Annotated in this window: 22 protein-coding genes; 9 read left to right on the forward strand and 13 right to left on the reverse strand. The window is 61.7% G+C overall.

Features of this window, described 5'->3' with window-relative positions:
* Positions 1-6: 6 nt before the first annotated feature.
* The 5 genes from EWR20_RS03720 (at position 7) to ccsB (ending at position 5,103) form a co-directional block, all read left to right on the forward strand.
* A complete protein-coding gene (locus tag EWR20_RS03720) occupies positions 7-684 on the forward strand; it encodes a histidine phosphatase family protein (protein WP_129359100.1) in 678 nt (225 codons plus the stop codon).
* Positions 685-807: 123 nt separating this feature from the next.
* Complete coding sequence (locus EWR20_RS03725) at positions 808-1,446, forward strand: TlpA family protein disulfide reductase (protein WP_129359103.1); 639 nt, start codon at positions 808-810, stop codon at positions 1,444-1,446.
* Positions 1,447-1,454: 8 nt separating this feature from the next.
* On the forward strand, positions 1,455-2,222 hold the full coding sequence (locus EWR20_RS03730) for a cytochrome c biogenesis CcdA family protein (RefSeq protein ID WP_129359105.1): 768 nt from the start codon (positions 1,455-1,457) through the stop codon (positions 2,220-2,222).
* Positions 2,223-2,282: 60 nt separating this feature from the next.
* The gene (resB, locus tag EWR20_RS03735; RefSeq protein WP_238147549.1) at positions 2,283-3,908 is read left to right on the forward strand and encodes a cytochrome c biogenesis protein ResB; all 1,626 of its coding nucleotides are present in this window, start codon (positions 2,283-2,285) and stop codon (positions 3,906-3,908) included.
* A gap of 79 nt (positions 3,909-3,987) precedes the next feature.
* Positions 3,988-5,103 (forward strand): c-type cytochrome biogenesis protein CcsB, encoded by a 1,116-nt coding sequence (gene ccsB / locus EWR20_RS03740; protein ID WP_129359109.1) that lies wholly within the window; start codon positions 3,988-3,990, stop codon positions 5,101-5,103.
* Between the two features lie 91 nt (positions 5,104-5,194).
* Here the strand turns inward: ccsB and EWR20_RS03745 are convergent, their stop codons facing one another.
* Entirely contained in the window at positions 5,195-5,560 is a 366-nt protein-coding gene (locus EWR20_RS03745; RefSeq protein WP_129359111.1) for a PLD nuclease N-terminal domain-containing protein, read from the reverse strand.
* 74 nt (positions 5,561-5,634) lie between these two features.
* Here EWR20_RS03745 and EWR20_RS03750 point away from each other — a divergent pair, with 74 nt between their 5' ends.
* Positions 5,635-5,928 (forward strand): DUF4229 domain-containing protein, encoded by a 294-nt coding sequence (locus EWR20_RS03750; RefSeq protein WP_129359113.1) that lies wholly within the window; start codon positions 5,635-5,637, stop codon positions 5,926-5,928.
* Between the two features lie 10 nt (positions 5,929-5,938).
* Here EWR20_RS03750 and EWR20_RS03755 read toward each other — a convergent pair whose 3' ends face one another.
* From EWR20_RS03755 to gluQRS, 8 genes are all read right to left on the reverse strand, one after another.
* Positions 5,939-6,877, reverse strand: a complete 939-nt coding sequence (locus tag EWR20_RS03755) for a LysR family transcriptional regulator (protein ID WP_129359115.1) — start codon at positions 6,875-6,877, stop codon at positions 5,939-5,941.
* A 523-nt stretch (positions 6,878-7,400) separates the two neighbouring features.
* The gene (locus EWR20_RS03760) at positions 7,401-8,723 is read right to left on the reverse strand and encodes an MFS transporter (RefSeq protein WP_129359117.1); all 1,323 of its coding nucleotides are present in this window, start codon (positions 8,721-8,723) and stop codon (positions 7,401-7,403) included.
* 4 nt (positions 8,724-8,727) lie between these two features.
* Positions 8,728-9,603, reverse strand: a complete 876-nt coding sequence (locus EWR20_RS03765) for a 1,4-dihydroxy-2-naphthoate polyprenyltransferase (protein ID WP_129359119.1) — start codon at positions 9,601-9,603, stop codon at positions 8,728-8,730.
* A 106-nt stretch (positions 9,604-9,709) separates the two neighbouring features.
* Positions 9,710-10,921: an AMP-binding protein gene (locus EWR20_RS03770; protein ID WP_129359121.1), complete on the reverse strand. Its 1,212-nt coding sequence runs from the start codon at positions 10,919-10,921 to the stop codon at positions 9,710-9,712.
* A gap of 41 nt (positions 10,922-10,962) precedes the next feature.
* Positions 10,963-11,928 carry a 1,4-dihydroxy-2-naphthoyl-CoA synthase gene (locus tag EWR20_RS03775; RefSeq protein WP_129359123.1) on the reverse strand — a complete coding sequence of 322 codons (966 nt, stop codon included), beginning with the start codon at positions 11,926-11,928 and terminating at the stop codon, positions 10,963-10,965.
* A gap of 78 nt (positions 11,929-12,006) precedes the next feature.
* Entirely contained in the window at positions 12,007-13,521 is a 1,515-nt protein-coding gene (gene putP, locus EWR20_RS03780; protein ID WP_129359125.1) for a sodium/proline symporter PutP, read from the reverse strand.
* Positions 13,522-13,674: 153 nt separating this feature from the next.
* Positions 13,675-14,619, reverse strand: a complete 945-nt coding sequence (locus tag EWR20_RS03785; protein WP_129359127.1) for an EamA family transporter — start codon at positions 14,617-14,619, stop codon at positions 13,675-13,677.
* Positions 14,606-15,574 carry a tRNA glutamyl-Q(34) synthetase GluQRS gene (gluQRS, locus tag EWR20_RS03790; protein WP_129359129.1) on the reverse strand — a complete coding sequence of 323 codons (969 nt, stop codon included), beginning with the start codon at positions 15,572-15,574 and terminating at the stop codon, positions 14,606-14,608. Before gluQRS ends, EWR20_RS03785 begins: the two co-directional genes overlap by 14 nt.
* A 104-nt stretch (positions 15,575-15,678) precedes the next feature.
* On the opposite strand from gluQRS, the gene EWR20_RS03795 reads away from it, so the two are divergent.
* The gene (locus tag EWR20_RS03795) at positions 15,679-16,587 is read left to right on the forward strand and encodes an MBL fold metallo-hydrolase (RefSeq protein ID WP_129359131.1); all 909 of its coding nucleotides are present in this window, start codon (positions 15,679-15,681) and stop codon (positions 16,585-16,587) included.
* Positions 16,588-16,665: 78 nt separating this feature from the next.
* On the opposite strand, the gene EWR20_RS03800 is transcribed toward EWR20_RS03795, so the two are convergent.
* Complete coding sequence (locus EWR20_RS03800) at positions 16,666-17,607, reverse strand: phosphatase PAP2 family protein (RefSeq protein WP_165000942.1); 942 nt, start codon at positions 17,605-17,607, stop codon at positions 16,666-16,668.
* Positions 17,608-17,758: 151 nt separating this feature from the next.
* Between EWR20_RS03800 and EWR20_RS03805 the strand changes: the two genes are divergently transcribed.
* The gene (locus EWR20_RS03805; RefSeq protein WP_129359135.1) at positions 17,759-18,799 is read left to right on the forward strand and encodes an o-succinylbenzoate synthase; all 1,041 of its coding nucleotides are present in this window, start codon (positions 17,759-17,761) and stop codon (positions 18,797-18,799) included.
* Position 18,800: 1 nt separating this feature from the next.
* Positions 18,801-19,220 (forward strand): GNAT family N-acetyltransferase, encoded by a 420-nt coding sequence (locus tag EWR20_RS03810; protein WP_129359137.1) that lies wholly within the window; start codon positions 18,801-18,803, stop codon positions 19,218-19,220.
* Here the strand turns inward: EWR20_RS03810 and EWR20_RS03815 are convergent.
* Genes EWR20_RS03815 through EWR20_RS03825 form a run of 3 tightly spaced genes read right to left on the reverse strand, consistent with a single transcriptional unit; the run spans position 19,204 to position 22,507 of the window.
* Positions 19,204-20,268: a pyridoxal-phosphate dependent enzyme gene (locus EWR20_RS03815; RefSeq protein ID WP_238147550.1), complete on the reverse strand. Its 1,065-nt coding sequence runs from the start codon at positions 20,266-20,268 to the stop codon at positions 19,204-19,206. The genes EWR20_RS03810 and EWR20_RS03815 overlap by 17 nt on opposite strands.
* Positions 20,265-21,263 (reverse strand): GHMP family kinase ATP-binding protein, encoded by a 999-nt coding sequence (locus EWR20_RS03820; protein ID WP_165000943.1) that lies wholly within the window; start codon positions 21,261-21,263, stop codon positions 20,265-20,267. The genes EWR20_RS03815 and EWR20_RS03820 overlap by 4 nt, the downstream gene beginning before the upstream one ends.
* Positions 21,260-22,507: an MFS transporter gene (locus EWR20_RS03825; protein WP_129359141.1), complete on the reverse strand. Its 1,248-nt coding sequence runs from the start codon at positions 22,505-22,507 to the stop codon at positions 21,260-21,262. The genes EWR20_RS03820 and EWR20_RS03825 overlap by 4 nt, the downstream gene beginning before the upstream one ends.
* Between the last annotated feature and the right edge of the window lie 8 nt (positions 22,508-22,515).

Genomic DNA, 22,515 nt, shown 5'->3' on the forward strand with positions numbered 1-22,515 from the left:
GAAGACATGAGTGCTAGCGCAACTGTTCACCTATTGAGGCACGGTGAAGTTCACAACCCGGACCGCATCGTCTATGGTTGCCTCCCGGAATTCCATTTGTCCGAAACCGGCCGGGCCATGGCAGAACTGGCGGCTCGCGAACTTGCGCGCAGGGCCGAGAACGGTGCCGAGATCGTTTACTTGGCGGCGTCGCCTTTGACTCGGACGCAGGAGACGGCGCGCCCGATCTCGGAGAAGCTCGGTCTGCCGATCCATCCAGAGGAACGGGTCATCGAAGCCGGAAATTATTTCGAGGGCCTGCACGTCAACAAGTCCGAACTGATACGGAACCCCCGACACTGGCCGAAATTGCTGAATCCTCTGCGGCCCTCGTGGGGAGAGCCGTATCGGGAACAAGTTGAGCGGATGTCCGCAGCGATCAAGGATGCCGCGGTCCGGGCCGTCGCCCGAGGAGGAGACGGCGCGGAGGCGGTCATCGTGTCGCATCAGCTTCCCATCTGGATGGCGAGATCCAGCGTTGAGGGACGAATGCTGCCTCATGACCCTCGAACGCGACAGTGTAATCTCGCGTCTCTGACCTCCTTCACCTTCGACGACATCGGCGCCGGGCAGCGTCCGAGCATCGCGTATTGCGAACCGGCTTCGGAGTTGTATTCAGGGGTCGTTCAGCTTCCCGGATCATAATCTAACGGTTGGACTTGTACTTCGTCGCGTGAATTTGCGCAGGTCCGAACCGTCCGGAGCCCGACCGACAGATCCGTGGGTCGGAGCCGATAACAACATCGCTCAATCTTTCAGAGAGTCACCATGTCCAGTTCTCATCCCAACCCGCTGACTCGCCGGGGCCTGCTATCGGCAGCCTCGGTGCTTGGGCTGGCCGCCCTGACCGCGTGTTCGAACAACGACAACTCCGATCTGGCGAACCAAGCAAATTCGGCCGACGGCAAGGGATATGTTTCGGGTGATGGTTCGGTCACGGAATTCAAAGAAGCCGACCGTGGCGATCCCGTTGACTTCGACGGCAAACTCTTCGGCGGCACGACCCTCAAAGGCTCGGACCTGACCGACAAACCGAGCTTGCTGAACTTTTGGTATGCCGGATGCGCGCCCTGCCGGGCCGAAGCGCCTCATCTGCAGAAATTATTCGACCAGTTCGGCGACAAGGCCAATTTCTATGGCATCAACCTGCGCGACGAGCAAGGCACTGCGGAAGCCTTTGAACGCAATTTCGGAGTGAAGTACCAGTCAGTGGAGGACCGCTCGGGTGGCGTCCTAATGGCTTTGTCCCAGTACGTTCCGGCGCAAGCCGTTCCGACGACGCTCATTCTGGACTCACGGGGGCGAGTCGCTGCCCGGGTGCTCGGACAGATCGACGAATCCGTGGTCCGTACTCTGCTCCAGGACCAGGTCGACGGAAAAGACTCCTCGTCCTCGAAGAACTCTTAGGTTGAGCATTGGATCTAGCCGCCGATTCCTCGTCCTTTGGCTCCGTAGTGCTGGAGGGGTCTCTCTGGGCCTCGATCCCGCTGGCCGCACTCGCCGGACTGATCTCTTTCGCCTCGCCCTGCGTACTTCCCTTGGTTCCGGGCTACTTGGCCTACGTCACGGGCCTGACGGGAACCGACCTGCAACGGAAACGTCGCGGACGCATGTTCGCCGGAACCGCGCTGTTCATCCTGGGATTCTCCGCAGTGTTTGTGCTGATGTCAGTGGTCCTGGCGCAGCTGGGAGCGGCCCCGTGGCTACGCGGACAAACCTGGATCCAGGTGATCCTGGGGCTCATGGTCATCGTCCTGGGGATCGTCTTCATGGGCGGTTTCTCGTGGTTCCAGAGAGACCGGAAAATTCATTCCAAACCCCCTGCCGGGCTGTGGGGCGCCCCGATCCTCGGGATCACCTTCGGACTCGGTTGGGCGCCCTGCATCGGGCCGACCTTTGCGGCCGTTCAGGCCCTGGTCTTCATCGAAGGTCCCAACAGCCTGAAGGCCATCGGCCTCACGCTAGCGTATTGTCTGGGCCTCGGGATCCCGTTCCTGGTCATCGCCCTTGGCTTCCGGAAGTCGGCGGACATGTTCGACTTCCTGAAACGGCACCGCCGGTCGTTGCAGGTGATCGGCGGCCTTGCGCTCGTCGTCGTCGGGGTGCTCATGGCGACCGGTTTGTGGGCCGACATGATGTCCTGGCTCCAGGCAACCAGTCCCGGATATGAGCTCCCGGTGTGATCGGACTCGGGGAGAACCCGAGCTCACTACGGCAGAAACCCGCTACCGAAAATGGATGGCATGAGTAAAAAGAAGAAGGCAGCCAAGAAAGACGCTCCGGTACTGGGGCCCATTGGCATGCTCAGGTGGGCATGGACCCAGCTGACCAAGATGAATACTGCGTTGTTCCTCTTGCTGCTGCTTGCGGTTGCGGCGGTCCCCGGATCAATGTTCCCGCAGAACATCCAGGACCCTCAGAAGGTCCAGGAGTACATGGATTCGCACAAGACGTGGGGACCCATCGCAGAGAAACTCCAGCTCTTCGACGTCTTCTCCTCGGCCTGGTTCTCGGCAATCTATATTCTTCTGTTCATCTCGCTGATCGGTTGCGTGATACCACGCGCGATCAAACACGCCAAGGCCTACGGGGCGAAGCCGCCTCGAACCCCGCGCAATCTGAAAAGACTGCCTCAACACCGTGTTCTGACGATCCCGGTCGACTCCGTCGACGGCGGACTCACCGCCGATACCGCGGTTCGCACGGCCAACAAAATCCTTCGCAAGCGTCATTACCGCACGGAAATTCGGGAGGATCGGGCCTACCCGAGCGTCGGGGCCGAGCGGGGATACGTCCGGGAAATCGGGAATTTGATCTTTCACGCCGCGATGATCGGCGTCCTGGTCGGCGTCGCTATCGGCGGCCAGTTCGGTTACAGCGGTCAGAAGATCGTGACCGAGGGAGATTCCCACGTGAACACGTTGATCAGCTACGACTCGTTCAAACCCGGAACCAACTACAACCCGGACTGGCTCCGCAATTTCTCGGTCTCGTTGGACAAATTGAACGTCACCTACGACCGCGACAAGACATCGTCGACCTACGGACAGGACCTCAGCTACGACGCTCAGATGACCGTCAAGGATAGCCCGAACGCGGAGGCGAAGAAGGAATCCCTGAAGGTCAACGAGCCGCTCAATATCGACGGCAACAACGTATACCTTTCGGGCAACGGGTACGCTCCGGTCGTCAAGGTCACCGGTGGAAACGGCGAGGTCGCGTACGAGGGCCCAGTGGTCACGTTGCCTACGGACAAGGTCTTCACCTCGTCCATGGTCCTCAAGGTTCCCGACGCCGGTCCCGACCAACTCGGATTCGTGGGCATGTTCCTGCCCACCGCCGTCATCCAGTCCGGTCAGATGCCGTATTCTGCCGACGCCGCGCCGGCGAATCCCGCGCTCGTCCTGTCTTCGTACTCCGGCGACTTGGGACTGGACAAAGGAGACCCGCAGAACGTCTACGTGCTCGACACGAATAAGTTGAACGAGCTCAACTCGATGAAATCGGAACACGGTGGCATCGTGTTGACCGAGGACAACAACAAATTCGATCTTCCCGACGGAAAGGGCAGCATCGAATTCGAAGGCGTCAAACGCTACGCGGGATTGGACATCCACTACGACCCGGGCAAGCCCGTGGTCCTGGTGTCGTTCCTCTTGGCTTTCGGCGGTCTGATCATCTCGTTGTTCGTGGCAAGGCGCCGCCTGTGGGTCAAGGCCCATGAGACACAGCTCGACGACGGAAGCAAGGCCGTCGTTGTCGAATACGGACTCCTGGCGCGCGGTGAAGACCCGCGGCTCGCATCAGAAGCCGACAAATTGACCGAGATTTTCGCCCAGGAATGGGGACTAGAATTCAGCGAGGGGTAATTTTCTCGCATCGGGCCGAACAACCGCGCGAGCACCCGTATCGGCGCTCGGCACGACTTACCGGCCCAGAAAGGGAAGCATGACCATCAACGAGAACCTAGGCCAGTGGAGCGAGACATTCATGCTCCTGGCCGCGGTGACCTATCTGGTGTCTTTCGTGGCCTTCACATGGGACCTGGCCTCCCACTCGAAGGCCACACGAAAGGCTGAGGCCGCCGCGCAGCGAGCGCCTGAGGAGGCCCCGGTCATGGCCGGCGCAGGAGTGGGTGCAGCCGAGAGCGGGGCCGCGTCCTCGGGTACCGGTTCCAGATCCGGTGTTTCGACGGCCCTCATCGAAGGCGGAGGTGGCGGAAGTCGCGGACGTGCTTACAACGCCCAGACGAGGGCCAAACTGAGTTCCTACGTCGCTGACGATTCCATGACCTACACGGGCGAGCGTCGCCCAGCAGCAAACGTTGCGGTGGCCGTGATGATCATCGGCTGCGCGATCCACGTCGTAGGTGTCGTGACGCGCGGCCTGGCGGCGGGTCGCGTGCCGTGGGGAAATATGTACGAATTCTGCACCACGGGCGCGCTCGTGGTCTCGATCGTTTTCCTGATTGCCCTGATTTTCCGCGACCTTCGATTTATCGGCTCGCTGGTTACGGGTCTTGCGCTGATCATGATGGTTGCGGCAACCATCGGCTTCCCCACACCGGTCGGGCACCTCAAACCTGCTCTCCAGTCCTATTGGCTCGTCATCCACGTGTCTGTTGCAGTCATGGCTTCGGGAGTGTTCACCATTACCTTCGCTATGGCGGTGCTCCAGCTCATCCAGTCCCGGCGCGAACGCAAACTGATCGAAGGGGAGAAGACCGGGCTCGGATTCATGCGCCTCGTTCCCTCCTCCCAGGCTCTGGAGAACTTTGCCTTCCGTCTCAATACCGTGGGCTTCGTGATGTGGACGTTCACTTTGGCGATGGGCGCGATCTGGGCCAACAAGGCCTGGGGCCGTTACTGGGGCTGGGACACCAAGGAAGTCTGGACGTTCGTCATCTGGGTGGTCTACGCTGCCTACCTGCACGCGCGTGCGACCCGCGGATGGACAGGCCCGCGTTCTGCGTGGCTGTCGATCATCGGTTACGGGTGCATTATCTTCAACTTCACTGCGGTCAACGTGGTCTTCAACGGGTTGCACTCCTACTCGGGGCTGTAGAACCCGTCCGTAAAACAGCGCTGCGTGAAAGAGACCGTCCACTGTGGGGTCTTTTTCACGCAGCGCTTTTTTGTATTTGGAGGGACCCGTCTCAGCCGGCGCCCTCGTTGCCGTCCTGTTCACGGCCTTGCTCACGGCGGCGTCGGTCTTCATCGCGTTTGCGGCGCTCGGTCTGCTGGTCCAGGAACCGGAGGTAAGCCTCGTCGTCATCGGGAGCGGCTCCGGGGCGTGGGCCCGAGGGTGCCGGGCCCTCACCACGTGTGGGAGGCCGCCGTTTGTAGCCGAAGATTAACCAGAGGACGGGCCCGAGGACCGGAAACACCAGCGCGATGACGAACCACACGGGCTTGGGCAAAGCCACGATATGGTGCTTCTCCGTACGGGAGATATCCAAAAGGGCGTAAATGGTCATGCCGACGACGACGGCTGCCGCGACGATGATCAGAACTGCTCGCATGAATACAGCTTACCGGCGGCTGGACCATGTGACACCGAGCGGACCTTCAGGTCCGGAGAGTAGAGTTAAACACCGTGAATTTCTTGTACTACACCCTGCTTCGCTTCGGCATGATGGCCGTGGTCTTCGTGGTCTGCCTCTTCCTGAAGACCGGTTTGGTCCTGGCCGGGGTGTTTGCAATTCTGATTGCCTTCGCCGTGTCCTATTTGGCCTTCCCCAAGCTTCACAATGCGGCCAGTCGCGATTTCGGTCGGTTCTGGCAGAAGATCCGTGGCAAGCGCGTGAAGAAGACGGTTGGGGACGAGGACGTCGAGGTCGAGGACCAGTACGTCGACGAGCAGCTCCGCCAGGAAGGCCGAGACGTCTGAACTTCTGTCCTCAGAGATAATGCCGGTCAGCAAGGAACTCTTGCCCCGTGCGCAGCAGTAGATCATTTAAATCCATGGCGTGCTGAGACGCATCGGGCCGATGGAGGATCACCATGCAACGTCCCGGGACTTGGGTCTCGGAATGACCCTTTCTGATCGTGATGTGTCGGACGTCCTCGCGCGGCCGGGCCAGCGCAAGGGCCGGGATGACCGCGATACCGAGTCCGGCGCCGACGAGGTCCAGGGCCGTTTCGAAAGTGTCGGTTGCGATCTCGTAGGGAGGCTCGAAGCCCGCGCCTCGGCACTGTTCGACGAGGCCTTGGGAGCACGAGCCGAGCGGATGGTCATGACTTATCCACGGTCTGCGCCCGAGCTCTTCGAGAGTGACGTCATTTCTTTCTGCCAAAGGATCGTCCGCGGGAACCACCGCAACAAAAGGATCAAACAAAACCGCCTGCGCGGCAAGGCCGGGGCCAAGGTCTTCTAACCGGACGAATGAGAAGGACAGATCCAATTCTCCGTGGCGAACCTTGTCCGCAGACGCGAGAGCGTCCGTCTGCAGAGTGAGTTCGAGCTTCACCTCGGGATGAATCCGGGAAAATGCCGCAGCAGCTGGGCTCAGTATTGAGCTTCCCACGCTGGATGTGAACTCGACGCTGACTCTCGAGGTGGCCTGCTGATGATGAACCCGGAGCTCGGCGTTGGCCCGGGTGAATCGGTCGAGCAGAGCCCGCGCATGTGGTTCCAGGACTCGCGCGAGTTCGGTTGCGACAATGCCTGTTCCATCTCGACGAAACAGCTCTCCTCCCGCTTCACGACTCAGAGTACGCATTTGCTCGCTCACGGTCGACGGGGCGAATCCCAGATTCCGGGCTGCCAGGGTGACGGAGCCTGAGTCGAGCACGGCCAGAAACAGGCGCAGTCGGTGGAGATCGGGCGACAGGCTCATCTGTATACTCCAGGTGCTCGCGAAGGGTTGGACAGTCCTTACTGTAAGACACCGGCCGCCGGACGGGGCGTCATCGTTCGGGCCGTCCGAATGATTGTGCGGGAATTGACTATGGTCCACCGAGCACGGACATCGGAAGCTGATACCGACAAACGTTTCTGAGAAGAATCAAGGGCCATCATGGATCAGCTCATCGCATTACTGTTTCTCGCCGCGGTGTCGGCGATTGTCATACTTCTTGTCCTGGTAGTTGCCTTCTTGTGCGGCCGGATCGTCATTGAATGCAGCGAGAGGATTCCCTTGAGGAAGCTGGGATGGCCGGATGCCTGCGCGACCGTATGGCGTGGTCTGTGTTTGCTGCCGGGCGGGTGGTCCCCGCCGGGGGAGCCACGTCCCATGGAAGCAGGCGAGGCCCTACCGTGCGCAGAATAGAACCGGTCTCGGAGCTGACAGCCCCGACGGAATACCGGGGTCCGCAAAGTTCGCCGGTCAGCGACCGGCACACGGTCCTGTGTCCCGTGCGTTATTTCTTGACGGTACCGATCTTGCGGTTGCGCCCGGCCAATGCACCCGCGATGAAATGAACGACCATAAGAACCAATAGGATCACGAGAACGAGCTCCCACCCGCCCAAGGCTTCGGCGAACCAACCTGCAAGCAACGGGCCGAGAGCGGCCATCAGATATCCCAAGCACTGGGCCATTCCGGAGAGTTTCATGGTCTGGGCGTAGCTGCTGGTCCGGAGACCGATCATGGCGAGGGACAGTGAGAAGCTGCCGCCGCAGCCGATGCCGATGAAGCTGGCCCACAAGGCTGCCGCTTGAGGAGCAACGAGTGCTCCCGCCAGGGCAACGATGAGGAATCCCGCGAGAACCATTGCGAGCCAGCTCTGGGACGCGCCGCGTTCGGCCAGGAAGCTCACGCTCAAATTGCCCAGGATTCCGAGGAGCTGCAGCAAGAAGAGGTGGAACCCCGCGGTGGCCGCGCCGATGCCGATCGTCGATTCGACCGTCGGGAGCCAATTCGCCGCGGTGTAGAAGATGAGCGACTGGAATCCCATGAACATCGTGACCTGCCACGCGATGGGAGACTTCCAGAGCGATACCTTTCTCGAAGCGTTGGGCTCGACTGCGGAAGGGACCGCGGGAATCGAGCCCGTGATCGCCTTCGCCAGTGAACCAGAGCGCTCGTATTCGCTCCTGCGAGCCTTGCGCGTCAGGTAGAACCACCATGCCGCACAGATTGCCGGAATGATAGCCCAGAGGGCCAAGGCCGAGCGCCACGAACCGGGAAGGCTGTGTGACAGGGGAGCGGTGATTCCCGAGGCCGTAGCAGCGCCCACCGACAGAACCGCCGTGTACAGCCCCGTCATCAGAGACACGTGCTTCGCAAAATCGCGCTTGACGATGACGGGCACCAGCACATTGCCTATGGCGATGCCGACGCCCACCAGCAGGGTTCCGACCCAGAGCCACGCGATACCGGGCGTTGACCGCAGAAGAATCCCCAAGCTCAGAACCACGAGGGCAACAAGAACGACCCTCTCAATGCCGACCCTTTGCGCCGGGATCGAGATGATGGGGGACAGAACCGCGAAGGCCAAGAGCGGAAGCGCACCGATGAGACCCAAACCGCCCGAGCCCAAGCCTGTGTCGTCGCCGATCTGCGTCAGAACCGGCCCTACCGTGGTCAGCGCGGGCCTCAAGCACGATGCGATCAGCAGGACGACGATGCACCACGCGGCCGTGACCCGGTGAGCACCCGGCATTCTCGCCGTGGCCCCGGATCCGGGCTGGTCGGCGCCGTCACTTGGTTCCGAAGAAGAATTCTCGGGAGTATTGGTCAATGAGTCAGGCTCCGATGATTGAAGCGACCAGGAGCAGAAGCGCGAAAAGCACGCTGAGCAAGCCAGTCTGCTTGAGGACAGGGATCAGTTTTCTCATGTCCGTCGCGGACAGAACGGTTCGCGTGGCGGGCAAGGCCAGGGGTATGGCCAGCAGAACCAAGAGGTTCCACGGGTTCTCAGGGACGGTGAAGAGCATCAGAGCAAAAGCCAAAGCGAGTTCGATCGCGTAGGCCAGCCGTGCCCGTGAATCGCCCAGTCGGACTGCAAGGGTGTGTTTTCCTGCCTCGGTGTCCGTGGGAATATCCCGAATATTGTTTGCCATCAGCAAACCGCACGCTATGAGACCCATGGAAACCGAGGCGACCACGGCCGTTATCGACAGTTGCGAAGCCTGCGCGAAGGTTGTTCCCATCGTCGCGACGAGCCCGAAATACAGGAAGACGAAAACATCGCCCAACCCCATATATCCGTACGGGTGTTTTCCTCCGGTATACCCCCACGCGGCAAAGACTGCCGAGAGGCCGATGAGCAGAAACCACCATTGACCCGTGATCACGACGAGGGCCAGCCCAGAAACCATGGCTGCGGCGAAACATCCGAAGGCCGCGAATTTGACGTGGTTGGCGGGGGCCGCGCCTGAACCGGTCAGGCGCATGGGCCCGACCCGTGAATCGTCGGTGCCCTTGATGCCGTCCGAATAATCATTGGCATAGTTGACGCCGACCTGCAGGAAGAAGGCCACGAGCAACGCCAAGACGGCACAGACCGGGCGGAATTCTCTCAGTTCGATCGCGGCTGCGGTCCCCGCGATTACGGGGGCGACGGCAAGGGGAAGTGTGCGCAGACGAGCGCCTTCGACCCATTGTGCAATGGTTGCCACGATGGTTCCTCTCGGACGAGCCGGGCACACGAGCGCCAGGCGAGATGCATGGAATGACAATTCATTGTCTCACTGAGGCCGGAACGCGCCAGTCGAGCGAGAATCGTTACTGGACGGAGGAGCCCTCCAGCAGCCGCCGGACCGCGGCTTGGTCAGGCTTTCCGGTACTGGCCTGCGGCAACTGGTCCAATACGACGATTTCCTTGGGCGCCGCCGCAGGCCCCAATCGTTGGCGTACGAGTTCGGTCAGAGCTTTGGCGTCGGGGTCACGCTCCGGCCTGCGGGAAACAGCGGCACGAATCTCCTGGCCCCATTGGGGGCTTTCCACCCCGACGACTATTGCTTCGCGTACCGTGGGATCCTCTTCGAGGACACGCGCGACTGCACGAGCGGAGACTTTGACACCGCCGGTCATCACAACGTCGTCCGCTCGACCCATGACGCGCAGGCCGGACTCCGGGGTATACCTTCCGAGATCGTCGGTCCGGTACCACCAGACCCCCTCTGGATCGCGTCGGAATGACTCGGCCGTACGCTCGCTGTCCTCCAGGTACCCAGAGGCCAAGGTTGGTCCACCCAGCCAGATTCGTCCGGCACCGCTCTCATCTGCGGAGGGCTCGATGGCAATACGGGTTCCGGGCAGCGGGTGGGAATCGTAGACGCATCCGCCGGCTGTCTCCGCGCTTCCGTAGGTCAGCACGAGGGGAATCCGTAGTTCGTCGCAACGGCTCAAGAGCATGGACGACGCGGGGGCCCCTCCCAGCAGGATCGCATCGAAACTGCGCAGCGCTTCGAGCATGTCCGTTTCCGGGACTGCACCGGATTCGACCTCTTCGAGCAAAGCATGAACTTGGGTGGGCACCAATGAGGTCATTCGGTTGCCCGCACCGAGACGGTCGACCGCGTCGAGGAAGTCCCGTGCGGTGAAATGGCTTCCGGAAACAATGGATTCCGTCGTTACAGGTCGTGTACCCGCCAAGATCGAACGAGCCACGACCTGCGCCCCGGCCACGTAGTGAACCGGAAGCGCGAGCAACCAATGGGCACCGCCATCGGTTCCCGTGGCCACCTCGGTCGCAAGTCCGGAGGAACGCAGGGCCCGGGCGCTCAGCACCGTCTTTTTGGGGCGTCCCGTGGAGCCCGAGGTCCCGACGACCAGCGCGGCGACCTCTTCCCCGACTCTGGTCTCTCGGGTGATGATCGCGCCGAGACCTCGGTACAACTCTTCCGGCCCGATGGATCCGGGTCCGGCGAGGTGAAGAGCGGCATCGGAAACCGCTGAGGGTGGGGGCGCAGGGGAGAGCGAAGAAAAATCCATGACTCCTCCAGCCTAGCCCTGCGCTCCGGTGCACCCCGTGACTAGAAGTAGTACGGGAAGGAGGACCAATCGGGATCACGCTTGCCCAAGAAGGCGTCTCGCCCTTCCACCGCCTCGTCCGTCATATACCCCATGCGGGTAGCCTCACCCGCGAAGACCTGCTGGCCGACCATTCCGTCGTCGGGCAGATTGAACGCGAACTTCAGCATACGTATCGCTTGCGGGGATTGGCTCGCAATGTCCGCGGCGTATCGAAGAGCGGTCTCTTCCAAGTCGGCATGTGCAACGACCTCATTGACCGCGCCCATCTCGTACATGCGCTGGGCATCGTATTCCCTGGCCAGGAAGAAAATTTCGCGCGCGGCCTTCTGACCGACCTGACGTGCCAGAAGGGCCGAACCGTAACCGGCGTCGAAAGAGCCGACTGTTGCATCGGTCTGTTTGAACTTGCCGAATTCTCGAGAAGCGATGGTCAGATCACATACCACGTGGAGAGAGTGCCCGCCCCCGGCCGCCCAGCCCGAGACCACTGCAACGACGACTTTGGGCATGGTGCGAATCAGCCGCTGAACCTCCAGGATGTGGAGGCGGCCCGCTCTCGCCGGGTCGATGGAATCTGCAGTGTCGCCCTCGGCGTAACGGTACCCGTCGCGTCCCCGGATGCGTTGGTCACCGCCCGAACAGAAGGCCCAGCCGCCATCCTTGGGCGAAGGGCCGTTGCCGGTCAGCAATACAGTTCCCACGTCACTGGTCATGCGTGCATGGTCCAGGGCCCGGTACAACTCGTCCACGGTCCCGGGGCGGAAAGCATTGCGAACTTCGGGCCGGTCGAAGGCGATGCGGACGCAAGGGAGGTCCCGAACCACCTGGCCCGACGCGTCCCGCTCGACCTGCCGGTGATACGTGATGTCCTGGAAGTCGTCGAAGCCTTCGACCTCACGCCACCGGTGAGGATCGAAGGTGTCGGAAACGGACTGGGGCACTGGGAAGTTCTCGCGCGTAGTCATCTTTGCGATTCTAACCGTGTTCTACGCGTCCTGCCCGCGGGGAGGACCACGTGGGCAGGACATCGGGGGCGGTGCAGGTCAGCGGGCCGAGGCCAGTTCCTTGGCCTCCTCGAACTCTCGCTCGACGCGTTCCGACTGCTTGTGGGTCGTCAAGGACACCACGATGCCGACCACGAGCGCGGCCAAGAAGCCGGGGACGATTTCGTACAGTGCGAGGATGCCCGTGGACTCGGGGTCCTGGAACACGTACCGCCACACGATCGTCACCACGGCGCCGACAATCATCGAGCACAGTCCGCCAGTTGCGGTGAGCTTTTTCCAGAACAGGGACATCAGCATCAGCGGTCCGAAGGCCGCACCGAAGCCGGCCCAGGCGAAGGCCACGAGCTCGAGCACCGCGGAATCCGAGTCGAGAGCGATCAGGGCCGCGATGACCGAAACCGTCAGGACAGCGCCCCGGGACATCCACAGTTGGACCTTGGGGGAAGGCTTGCGCTTGATGATCAACATGGCCAGGTCTTCGACCGCGGCCGACGACGAAACCACGAGTTGGGACGAAACCGTGGACATGATCGCGGCGAGCACGGCCGCAAGGACGAAGCCTGCCGCCAGAGGATGGAACAGGATTTGGGACAGATCCAAGAATACGGTTTCGGCGGATTTGGTGTCCGTGAGGCTTGCCTCAGGGTGCGTCGAGAAATACGCGATACCTGTCAGGGCCGTGGCGATGGTGCCCAATACGGAGAGGACCATCCACGAAATTCCGATACGTCGGGCGGTCGGTGCGTCCTTGGGGGCCCGGAGGGCCATGAAACGGATCACGATGTGGGGTTGGCCGAAGTATCCGAGGCCCCAGGCCAAAGAGGAGATGACGCCGATGACTGTAGCGCCACTGACGAGCGACAGAGCGTTCGGATTCGCCTCCGAGACGGCATGGAGAACATGCGATGGGCCGCCGAACTGAATGACGGCGACGACCGGGACCATGATGAGCGCGATCAGCATCAGCAGACCTTGTGCCACGTCCGTGAAGGTAGCCCCAAGGAATCCGCCGAAGAACGTGTAAAGCACCGTGATCGCGGCAATGACGATCATGCCCAGCAGATAGTTTCCACCGAACGTGGTCTGGTAAAACTTGCCCCCGGCTACCATGCCCGACGAGACATAGAAAATGAAGAATACAAGAATGATGATTCCGCACGTTACGCGCAGCACGCGGCTTGAAAGACCGTCGGCTTTGAGGCGATTGTCGAAAAAGGAAGGAATGGTTATCGCATTGCCTGCGACCTCCGAATAAGCGCGCAGACGTGGGGCGACGAGCTTCCAATTGACCCATGCTCCGATGGTCAGGCCAATAGCGATCCATGCGTCCAGAAGGCCGGAGACGTAGATCGCCCCGGGAAGGCCCATCACGAGCCAGCCGGACATGTCGGACGCACCGGCGGACAAGGCGGCGACCCCTGGCCTGAGAGAGCGACCGCCGAGCATGTAGTCTTCGTTGTCGGTGTTCTTGGTGCTGGCCCAGAGGCCGATCACGATCATCCCCAGAAAATATATCCCCAGGGCTATGTACTGAAATGTCTGATCTGACATCAAAAAATCTCCGGTGCGTCTGGATTGATGAGTGTCGCAATCCGCCCCCAAGGTATTCGGGGCAGACTTTGAATCGTTTAGTATGCCAGATCACAGGGATTATATTAAATATGAGATAGATGAGCGCACGGTATTTCGGTACGGGCGTCGGTGTTATTTCCGGGGAGCCTTGGGCATTTGAGAGGTATGCAGGACCTGGAGGGCTTCGGTATGCGTCGTGATCATCGCCGCGGAGCGGTTGGCGCGCCAGGTCACGGCGGCGCCCGAAACGACGATCAGCGCGATACCCACGTAGGCCGGAACGGCCAGTAGCTCACCGAGCAGCACAAGACCGACCAGCGAGGAAACCACCGGGTCCAGGGAGAAGAATACGCCCACAACGGCAGGATTGGTGAGCGTCGCTGCGAAGGCATCGCACGAGAAAGCCAATGCAAGCCCCACGGCACCGATGAATATTGCGATGCCCCAATCCCCCAGATTCATTCTCGGCACCGCGAGCGCGGTGGCGGGCGACCATAGGATCGCTCCGATAGCGATGGACACCGACAGCCCGCGGATCCCGGAGGTCGCCTCGGTACCGTTGCCGATCTTTCCCGACAGGAATGTGTATCCGGTCATGGACGCGGCGGCCATGAAGGCGAAGACGTAGCCCAGCAAATCGGTGTTGCCGAAAGTCGGACCTGCGATGAGAACCACACCGGCGAGGGCTCCGAGCGCGAATAAGCCGTCCTTGATCTTGCGGACACCCATCATGGCCACGGTAAATGCGCCCAGGTATTCGATGGTGACGGCGACGCCCAGCGGAATGCGATCGACCGCGAGGTAGAAGAAAACATTCATCAAGGATGAGACGACCCCGTAGGCCAGGACCGAGAGCCAGTCTTTCCGGGTGAACCGCCAGAAGCGTGGTCGCGCGATCAGCAGGAGAACGACCGCGGCCGTCGTCATGCGCAGACCCGAGACCGAAACGGGGTTGAATTTTTCGAAGAGTGTCGAAGCGACAGCGGCTGTGATCTGGATGCCGGTTGAACCCACGAGCACCGCGAGCAACGCCGTGGTGCCTTTGTGACGGGGTGAGATGCGGTCAACAAGCGGCACAGGAAGACTCCATCAAGGGATCGAGGACAGTCCAGGGATCATGGGATATCGCATCCGGCGAGAAGACCTCGAGCATCTGCTGCGCGGTTTCCGGCAGGTGCGGACCGGTGGAGCCGCGTACGGGTCGGAGCGGCATCGACTGGGCGATCATCCGCGCGATATCGGCGGAGGAAAGCCCCGCATCCCGAAGTCTGGCCATCGTGACGGCGCCGTCGCGTTTGGCCAGTCGCTTGCCGTCGCGGTTGAGGGCGAGCGGAACATGTGCGTAGACGATCTCGTCGAGGCCCAGCAAATGAGCAAGATAGGACTGCCGAGGCGTCGATGAAAGAAGGTCGTCCCCTCTGACGACCTGGTCGATTCCCTGATGCGCATCATCGACCACCACCGCGAGATTGTATGCCGCCCGCCCGTCGTTGCGAACAAGCACCATGTCGTCGACGGTGTCCGTGTACCGACCGGCGAAGAGGTCGCATACCGTCCAGTCGCTGGCCTCGGCTCGGAGGCGCAAGGCTGCGGGCCGGAACAGGGCTTTTTCGGCTCGTTGCTCGTCCGTCAGTTGCCTACAGGTTCCGGGGTAGGCGCCCGGAGCCCCGTGGGGCGCCGAGGCCGCTTCCTGGATCTCCCGACGAGTACAGAAGCATTCGTAGACCAAACCCCTGGCACGAAGTTCACTTACAGCCACGTCATAGGCATGGGTGCGCTTCGACTGCACGAGCGGCTCATCATCCCAATCGATGCCGAGGGACGCGAGATCGTCCAACTGGCGCCGCGCGGAGCCTTCTTGCACGCGATCCAGGTCTTCGACGCGCAGGACGAAGCGGCGACCGGTTGACCGCGCAAAGAGCCACGCGTAAAGGGCGGTCCGGAGATTGCCGAGATGCAAATCTCCGGAAGGCGACGGTGCGTAACGCCCCGCTCCTTGGGCGGAAATGTGCTGGTCGGATGGGGTGAACATGCTCCCATAGTAGCGAGAAGGAGCAAGTGGGCGATCGCGTTGGGCTGACGAGTTTCCCCGCCGGGATGCCCCGCGAATCACTTCGGATCAAGTACCGTGTGTATATGGCTCGAACACAGGAAATTGCCGACGGGATCTATGTCATCATGACGGATGACTACCGTTTGAACACCGGATTGATCCTTGGCGCGGACAAGGCCATGGTCATCGATACTGGTGCCGGACCGCGGCAAGGCGCAGAAATCTTCCGTGCTGCCCGCAAAATCACGGACCTTCCCTTCGTGGTCGTCAACACGCACGCGCATTATGACCACTTCTTCGGAAATGCCGTTTTCGCGGCGGACGGAGCTACCGATTTCTGGGCCCATCCGAATGCGGAAAGGGCAATGGAACGTTACGCGGACCGTCAGCGCGGTTATGTAGAGACTCTCGAGCCGGAGATGGCTCATCACCAGGGTCCCAACACGGATATCGTCCCGCCGACGCGTTTACTCCCAGGGGATGGCGGTCGTGCTTCTTTCACGCGCGTCGATCTCGGAGACCGCGCCGTGACGCTGTTCTACCTGGGCTTGGGGCACACCGACAACGATGTCCTGGCGGGGGTGGACGAAATCCTCTTCACGGGCGACATCGTCGAACAGGGCGCGGACCCCGCATTCGACGATTCTTTCCCCGAGGTATGGGTCCAAACCCTGGCAACCGTTGCCGGACTGGACCGGTACCACGTATTCGTTCCCGGGCACGGCACCCCGGTCGAACGAACATTCGTGCAGCGCCAGTCGGAGACCATGCGTGAGGCGATCGATCGCATCGCGGCTTCGACCTCCAACCCGGATGCCGGCCCGACTACGGCGGCCATGTACAAGCTGCCGTACGATGCCGGGGTCACGCGTATCCTCCTGGACCGGCTGGCATGGCTGGAGGAAAAGGGAATGATGGGCGAGGACCTGTCCGTGGAGGACACACCCACCGGAGTTACCGGTCCCATCACCACGGGAGAGCACGCCCAGTAGGTTTGATCTTCCATGACAAAAAAGCGGCGGGTACAGCGCCCGCCGCTTTTTCGTCATGTTGTCTGCAGGAACATGCCTCTAGTAGGTCCAGACCTTGGTATACGGACGTTCGTCCGCGGGCTGCTTGCGGCGCAGGAGCCAAACGTTTAGCGCGGTGGTCAGCAAGCCCACGGAAAAGATCAGACACAAGCTTCCCAAGAGGGCAGCTCCTGTGAAGTGCTGCTGGGTGGCGATCATGTAGGTAGCCATCGCACAAAAAGCCAGGAAGAGGCCGGAGATGACCATCAGGGGGATGATGAGCATCCCCGTGTGGCGTGTACTCGATGTGTCGTGGTCCTCGGCCGGGATGAATCGCAGAACCAGCAGGCCGAGTCCGGTCCACGTGCCCACCACGAAGAGCGCGGCCACCACATCGGCTGGCCGGTGCCACTCATTGATGACAGTCGCAACGCCGGTGAGCGTGCCGAACAGGAACATGATCAGCGAGAGGAACGGCCGCCACTTCTTGGGTGCGGCAAGGAAAAGCGCGGCCCCGGCCGCGGCGGCGAACGTCGTGTGACCCGAAGGCAGAGAATTCATGGTCGCTTCCTGGACCCCCAAATCGGGCTTGTCCAGGATCAAAGATTTCAGAACTTGCGTCGTGGCATTTGCGCCGACCGCCATCAGGAGGCCGATCAACGCCGGAAGGAATCTGTGCCGGCGCACGAGAACCAGGACGATGCCGATCACCGCTAGCACTCCGGAGATCACTGGAAGGGCATTGAGAAGATCGTCGGAACCTTTGCTGTACTGGCGGAAGTTGTTGCTGACTTCCGAGAGTGCGGTTTGGTCGATCCACTGGCCCGAATAGCTGTAGAGGAAAGTCCAGATCGTTGCGCACAAACCTGCGATCATGACCGCGATCACGACCAGGTGTTTGACGACGATTCCGAAAGTTGGCGGCTGAAACGGTCTCCGATGCGTCGACGGCCAATCGCGTTCAGGGCCGTTGCCCAATTCTCGCGTTGGCTCGGTACTCATACGGCTCGGGCCCCCTTTCTGCTCATCAATCCACCCCATTTCAGTTCAGGATGCCAGTATCACCTGCCCATTCGTCGGAATTTCCCTGAACGTTTCCTGAGCGCCATGTCATTGCATAGTCTTGCGCGAGGAAAAGGTGCACAGTGGAGACATGACCGAGCGAGACTGGCCCAGCCTTGAACAATTGGAAGACACCGCAACGGTAGTTTCCGTGCCGCTCAACGTGCGGTTCCGCGGCGTCGATCACCGGGAAGCTCTGCTTTTCCAAGGGCCGGAAGGCTGGGGCGAATTCTGTCCTTTTCTGGAGTACGGACCGACCGAGGCTTCCCGCTGGCTGGCATCCGCCATAGAGTCCGCATGGGAACCATTCCCCGCCGCGCGCCGGGACAAGGTACCTGTCAATGCAACCGTTCCCGCCATCGGGCCGGAACGCGTCCCCGAGGTACTCTCTCGGTCTCGCGGTCAAGTGCGTGAAGTCAAAATCAAAGTGGCCGAGCAAGGACAGTCACTTGACGACGATGTCGCCCGAGTGCGTGCGGTCCAACGAGCCGTTCCTGGGGCCGTTCTGAAGATGGATGCGAATGGCGGATGGAACCACGAATCCGCGTTGGATGCCCTCCGAGCGCTCGCTGAATTCGCTCCTGCATACATTGAACAACCCGTGCCCACGATCGACGGCCTCGCGAGATTGCGCCAGGCGATTGCTCGCGAAGGTCTTGGCGTGCGGATCGCGGCGGACGAATCCGTGCGCAAAGAATCGGACCCGTTAAGGGTCGCGGAAGAGGGGGCAGCGGATTTGATCGTGGTCAAGGCCGCGCCGCTGGGCGGTCCGCGCAATGCACTGGGCATCATCCGCGACGCTGGTCTTCCGGCTGTTGTCAGCTCGGCCCTGGAGACGTCGGTCGGAATGAGTGCGGGTCTTGCGCTCGCGGCTTCGATTCCTGAGCTGGAGCACGCTTGTGGTTTGGGAACGGCTTCCCTGCTCGCCGGTGACCTGACGAATGAGCCGTTGATTCCCGAGGACGGCTATCTGCCGGTCCGACGAGTAGCCCCCGACCCGGCACGACTCGAAGAATTCCGAGCCCCCGGACACCGACGTGACTGGTGGATGGGCCGGCTCCGAGACAATTACGCCCGGTTGGCCGAGAAGACCGGACACGTCCGGAGGCAACCCAATGGCGAGGAGGAATGAGATGCGAGAGGACTACCGTCTGATCGGGGATGCGCCTGACCTCGAGGACTACGTGCGTTTGAGAGCGGAAGCGGGACTGTCTCCGAAGACCCCGGAACAGGCTGCTCCGGCACTGACCGGTTCGTGGGCCTGGGCGCACGTGAGGCACGTGGAATCGGAGGAGGTTGTGGCCATGGGCAGGGTCCTGGGCGACGGCGGATGGTACTTCCACATCGCCGATATGGCGACGCTGCCCGACCACCAGGGCAGGGGCATCGGTCGGGAAGTGATCTCTTCTTTGATCCGAAGAATTCGACAGCACGCCCCGGCTGACCCGTACATCACCTTGATGGCGGACAAACCAGGGCGCGCGCTGTATTACAGCATGGGGTTCAGAGACGCGATGCCCCAATCGATGGGGATGGTCATTCCACGGGACTGACTTTGCCTCCCCAAAGAACCGACGACCACGGAAGCCTCGGTCGTTCTCCGGGCGAGACCAGGCGGTGAGGTTCGTAGGTGGAGACCTCCCGAACTTTCGCGGCGTTGTCGTAGACTCCCTTGAGATAGCGATGTCCCGTATCCGGGCACGTCATCAGAACGCAACGCTCCTGAGGATCCTCATGCTGCGTGAGGTAGCGCGCCACTGCGTAAGCCGCTCCCGAGCTGAGTCCCGCGAAGAGCGCATGCTCCCGGCAGAGAGATATGGTGCCCGACCGTCCCACCTCGTACGAGATCCAATGGATCGAGTGATACATATCATGTCGGACGTTTTCGAATTCGATTGAACTGCCGATCCCGGCGATGAGCATGTCCGGATCTTCGACTCCTTCCGAGCCGAAAGTGACCGAGCCGAAGGGCTGAACACCGACGAGTCGCACATCGAGCCCCGACGATGCCAGACCGAGGGCGAGCGAACCGCTGGAAACCCCCGAACCCACGGGAGCGACGAGATCAACGGACCGATAACCTCTCTCGAGCAGGAGGCGGCCCGAAGCAGAAGCGACAGGTTCATACCCGAGGTAATGAACCGCGTCGTGGTACTGGCGCATCCAGTGCCACTCAGGATGAGCGCTGACCAGCTCCTGGACTCGCGATACACGGCGGTGTTGGTCGGCCCGCAATGATTCGGAAGGAGGCATCTGCTCGAGTTCGGCCCCCAGGAGGTCAAGCTGTATGCGCAGAGTTTCGTCGATCGTGGTCGAACCGACGATGTAACAGTGCACTCCGAGCTCGTGACATGCGAGAGCCAAGGCGTACGCGTAGATGCCGCTCGACGAGTCGATGACCGTCGAACCGGCCCGGATCGTGCCGTCTTGCATGAGACGACCCAGAGCCGCACGGGCCGAGCGTGCCTTCATCACCTCGAATCGCAGAGCGAACAACTGGGGCGCCAGCTCGATCAGGTCGGGGGCACCCAACGACTGACCCGCGTGCCTCGATATCGCTCGGGGAATGTCGGCATTGTTCGGTGACGCCTCGTCGATCACGGATTCTCCCAAAGTTCGTGGATGGTTGTCGGCAAGCTTAAGTCGGTGAGTTCTCGGCGGGCTTCGAAGGCGCGCGACGCGACGCCGGGGTCGGTGGCGTCGTACATGATGGAACAGACGTTCCCGCTGTGTGCGATCTGGACTCCCACACCACCCGTCCGACCGCAGATATCCAGCACCCGCCCGAGATGGGGTTTGGGCAGATGCCTTTGGTTGATGAGTGCCGAGCGCGTCGCAATCCTCCCCAGGGCCTTGGGATCACGCCGGCGAACGGCCCGATCCAAGAGGCCCCGTAGACGATCGAATTCGGTTCGTTCAGAGGTCGAATACCGTGTGGGTCCCATGGAAACCGTGTCGATCGGTTCGACGTCGAGTCTGCACCCGACCAACCACAGAGGCGGCAGCGGTTGCTCCCACCGTTGCAGGACGTGAGCGTCGCGCTGTGCGAAGAGCACCGGCGTGGTGTCGAAGGCCAGGGGGTCGGAAGCCGTTTCGGCACGCACAGCGATCGCGCTGACCTCCTTTTCGTCCAGCACCAGGCCGCAACAATCGCAGACAGCACGAATCGTTGCCACGACGTCGGCCGTCGAAGAGCCCATTCCCCAACCTCGATGGATGTCACTGCTTAGGTGCAAATGCCCGCCCGTAGGCCGGTTGAGGCCTCGCCGGGAACACAGTTCCAAGGTCAGTTCGGCTGCTTTCGCCGATTTCGAATGGGCGCCCTGCACACGGACACCGGCCTGAGAATCCCGGGGGCGAAAGGTCGCGTAGGCCCGCCTGCTGGGTAACGGAAGGGTCAGCAGGCCGGGAACGTACTTGCCGCGGGATCGGTCCCAGAAGCTTCCTTGGAGCAATTCGCCGTGGTGCCCTATGCACGATCCCCGGCCGGTGATCAGCGTGGGATCGACTTCGGGGGCCGAGACGGAGGCATGTTCCCGGCGAGGCGCGGGAAGCTTGGCAGAAGACCCGCTGTGAGGCAGGAGAGGATCAATCATGGATTCGCTCCTTCGCGGACTGCGCGAAGATGCCACGCGGCCCTGGCTGCCGCAACGGCTGCACACGCCGTCACCGCCCCCAAGGCAATCCCCGCGCCGTTCCAACCGGAGAGGGCCAGGCCCAGCCCTGCAATCGAGGCTCCGATGCATACTCCGAGGCTTTGGCCCGCACCATTGAGCCCGAGGACCGTCCCACGGTGACTTCCTGATTGGCGTACAAGCAGGGTTGTCACCGTGGCGGCCAGAACCGCATGGGACGCCCCCAAGAGCGTTGTGGCGCCCAGGGCCGAAGCCACGTGATGGGTCCCGAACAGCCACATGATTGCCGCGGTTCCGAGTGCCGCAGCGATCGCGCCGATCCACGCGGTCATGACCGAATTGGAGATTTTGCGCAGCGCGACACCGCCGAACCAGTTACCGAGGAAGAATGCCAACCCGGAGAGCGTCCAGACCAAGGAAAAGAGCCCTGGGCCAACCTGGAAGCGCTCGTTGTACAGGACGGCCAGGTAGGCGAGCTGCCCCATGAAGGCCGCCGTCCGCAACATCGAAGCTGTCAGCAACGCCGGAATGCAAGGCAGCCCGACGGCTATCTTGAGCGATTGCACGTAACCGGTGTGCAGGCCCTCCTGTCTCGGGGACCGGTCTTCCAACGTGGAACCGATCCCCGACTTCAGGGACCACGCCAGTGCGAGGCAGAGCAACGACGTGGCGACGAGGTCTCCTCGCCAGCCCCACCACGCGGCCGGGACTGCCAGAAGGGGTGCCGACAACACCGCAGTCAAGGTCATGACGGACGAGACCTGCGTTGCGGCCCGTCCAGATGTCGCCTCGTCGCGGAACCGGTCGGCGGCCATTGCGGAGGCTGCCGGATTGAGGATCGAGGTGCCTGCTCCGACGAACAGGCAGAAGATTACCCAAGCCCAGGGCGAGCCGATGATCCCGACCAAACAGGCCGACGCCAATAGGACCAATGAGACGATCGTGGCCATGCGCCGGGAGATACGGTCCAGAAGAGGCGCGCACGTCAGCCCGACGAGGAGTGCGGCGACGCCCCCTACACCGCGCAGACTCCCCATCAGGGTCGCGTGGTGACCGCTGTCCCGGGTGATCTCGACGAGAAAATTGGAATAAACGGTGAAAGGGACTAGTCCGAGGGCGCACGCGCCCAGAAGCGGCCAGATCCTGGCCACGATCGCTCGGTCAGTCAGTGTTGCATCGGAATCGGTCGGGTGCTCGTGGTGCATGTGTGCTC

It is taken from the genome of Rothia uropygioeca (assembly GCF_004136585.1).
GTDB lineage: Bacteria > Actinomycetota > Actinomycetes > Actinomycetales > Micrococcaceae > Rothia.